Origin of the sequence: uncultured Campylobacter sp. (assembly GCF_937997465.1) — a bacterium.
Classification (GTDB): Bacteria; Campylobacterota; Campylobacteria; order Campylobacterales; family Campylobacteraceae; genus Campylobacter_A.
Genome location: NZ_CALKTQ010000088.1, coordinates 1 through 2358, shown reverse-complemented (window position 1 = coordinate 2358; position 2358 = coordinate 1). Strand labels below are relative to the sequence as shown.

The window sequence follows — 2358 nt, the reverse complement described above, 5'->3', positions numbered from 1 at the left end:
TCCCGGTTTACGGATTTTTGTTTTTGCCGATTTTGGCGGCTATTTGCGGCGATGCGGCATATTTTTTAGAGCGCTCGACGAAGATCCAGTGGGCGCTGATGATCTGCGTGTTTTGTATCTCGCACATCCCCGCGCTTCTTTTGCTGGATCTTGAGCGCGGTAACAGCATGGAGCTGATGTTGTTTTTGATCATAGTCGTGCAGGCTAGCGACGTGCTGCAGTACATCTGGGGCAAGCTTTTTGGCAAGCGTAAGATCGCTCCTAGCATCAGTCCGTCTAAAACGGTAGTAGGCTTTGCAGGCGGCGTACTTAGCGCTAGCGCGCTGGCTGCGTGCCTGCATCATCTCACGCCTTTTGGCGCGGCGGGGGCGTTTTTCATCGGGCTTGCCGTTTGTATGATGGGCTTTTTAGGAGGGCTTGTTATGTCGGCGATCAAGCGCGATCTGGGCGTCAAGGACTGGGGCTACATGATCAGCGGGCATGGCGGGATGCTTGACCGTATGGACTCGCTGTGCTTTGCGGCGCCGATATTTTTTCATATAGTTAGATATTTTTACGCATGAGGTTTTAATGAAAATTTGGAGCAAAATTTTATTTTTAGCGCTCGCGGCAAATTTTGCCTTTGCATTTTCGGCCGAAAAGCTCGTGCAAGACGCTAGAGCGCAGGTCGGACGGACGCTGTTTTACGATCCTTCGTACGAGAGGCTAGCCTATCCGATGGGCGACGCGGATATGATGAAGGGCGTTTGCACCGACGTCGTAGTTAGGGCGCTGCGCGGACAGGATATCGATCTGCAGCGGCTCATCCACGAGGATATGAGCGCAAATTTTAGCGCCTATCCAAAAAACTGGGGCGCGAAAAAGACCGACAAAAACATCGATCATCGCCGCGTGCCAAACATCGCGACCTATCTAAAACGCAAGGGATACGAGGCGAAGGGCGAGTTTAAGGCGGGCGATATCGTGACGTGGCGACCGGATAACGGCAGGCCGCATATCGGCATAGTTTCGGATAAATTTGCCGGCGACAAAACCCCGCTCGTGATCCACAACATCGGGCTTGGCGCGCAGGAAGAGGACGCGGTAAATGTTTACGAGATAACGAGGCACTTTAGGATAAAATAAGTAAAAAAATCGATAAATTTAAGTAAGAAAGGCGAAAAATGGAGTTTAAAGAGAGCTATTTTATAACGAGCGACGGGGCGAGGATATTTTACAGATACCGCCTGGCTAGCGACGTGGCGTGCGAAAACCCGGGTGCAAATGAAGTAAATTTGAGCGAGGACGGCAAATTTGACGGGTCAAATTTGGGCGTCCAAACTGCAAACGAAACGTCAAATTTGACCGACGAGCAAACAGGCGGCACAGACGAAAATACGAAGCTAAATTTAAGCGGCGAAGATAAACCCGGCGAGCAAAATTTACCAAACGGCGACGAAAACTCGGACTTAAATTTAAACGAAACAGGCAAATGCGCTGCGTCAAATTTGAGCGAGACGCCTGGCGAAAACGCCGAACAAAATCTCAAATTTAAAGCCGCGCCAAATGCCAAAGCCGTAGCGATATTTCACCGCGGACACGAGCACTCGGGCAGGGTAGCGCACGTAGCGGACGGCTTGGCGGATAAGAGTTTTAGCTATTTTGCCTGGGATCAGCGCGGACACGGCAAAAGCGAGGGCGAGCGGGGCGATGCGCCAAGTATCGGCCGCCTCATCGCCGACGTAGACGAGTTTGTGGCGCACATCGAGCAGAGATTTGGCTTTGAGACGCAAAATCTAGCCGTGATAGCCCAGAGCGTAGGCGCCGTGCTGGTCTCGGCGTGGCTGCACGACTACGCTGCGCGCGTTCGCTGCGCGGTGCTGGCAAGTCCGGCCTTTAGCGTGAAGCTTTACGTACCGTTTGCTAGAGCGGGACTAAAGGCGCTCTACTGCGCTCGCGGAAATTTTTTCGTAAACAGCTACGTCAAGGCTCACTATCTCACTCACGACAAACAGCGCCAGGCAAGCTACGACGCCGATGCGCTCATCACTCGCGCGATCTCGGTGCGCATATTGCTTGGGCTTTACGAAGCAGCGCAGCGCGTGGTCTCTGACGCTGCGGCTATCACGACGCCTACGCTACTACTGATCTCGGGCGATGATTGGGTTGTGGAGCACGCCCCGCAGCACGAGTTCTACAACGCTCTTGGCGCGCGCGTAAAAAGGCGCGAGGTTTTAGAAGGATTTTACCACGATACGCTGGGTGAAAGCGAGCGGGAGAGGGCGTTTGAGATCGTGCGCGAGTTCGTCGGCGAGCGCTTTAGAGCGCCTTTTAGCGAGGTGGACTGCACGCACGCGGACGAATACGGCTTTAGCCGCG

Annotated in this window: 3 protein-coding genes; all 3 read left to right on the top strand. The window is 53.5% G+C overall.

Annotated features, from left to right (window positions below; translation table 11 throughout):
• Window positions 1-563 (top strand): phosphatidate cytidylyltransferase (locus tag Q0546_RS02605; protein WP_298790268.1); only part of this gene is annotated, 563 nt, incomplete at its 5' end.
• Between the two features lie 7 nt (window positions 564-570).
• Window positions 571-1125 carry a DUF1287 domain-containing protein gene (locus Q0546_RS02600; protein ID WP_298790266.1) on the top strand — a complete coding sequence of 185 codons (555 nt, stop codon included), beginning with the start codon at window positions 571-573 and terminating at the stop codon, window positions 1123-1125.
• A gap of 38 nt (window positions 1126-1163) precedes the next feature.
• A partial coding sequence (locus Q0546_RS02595; RefSeq protein ID WP_298790264.1) for an alpha/beta hydrolase occupies window positions 1164-2358 on the top strand: 1195 nt, incomplete at its 3' end.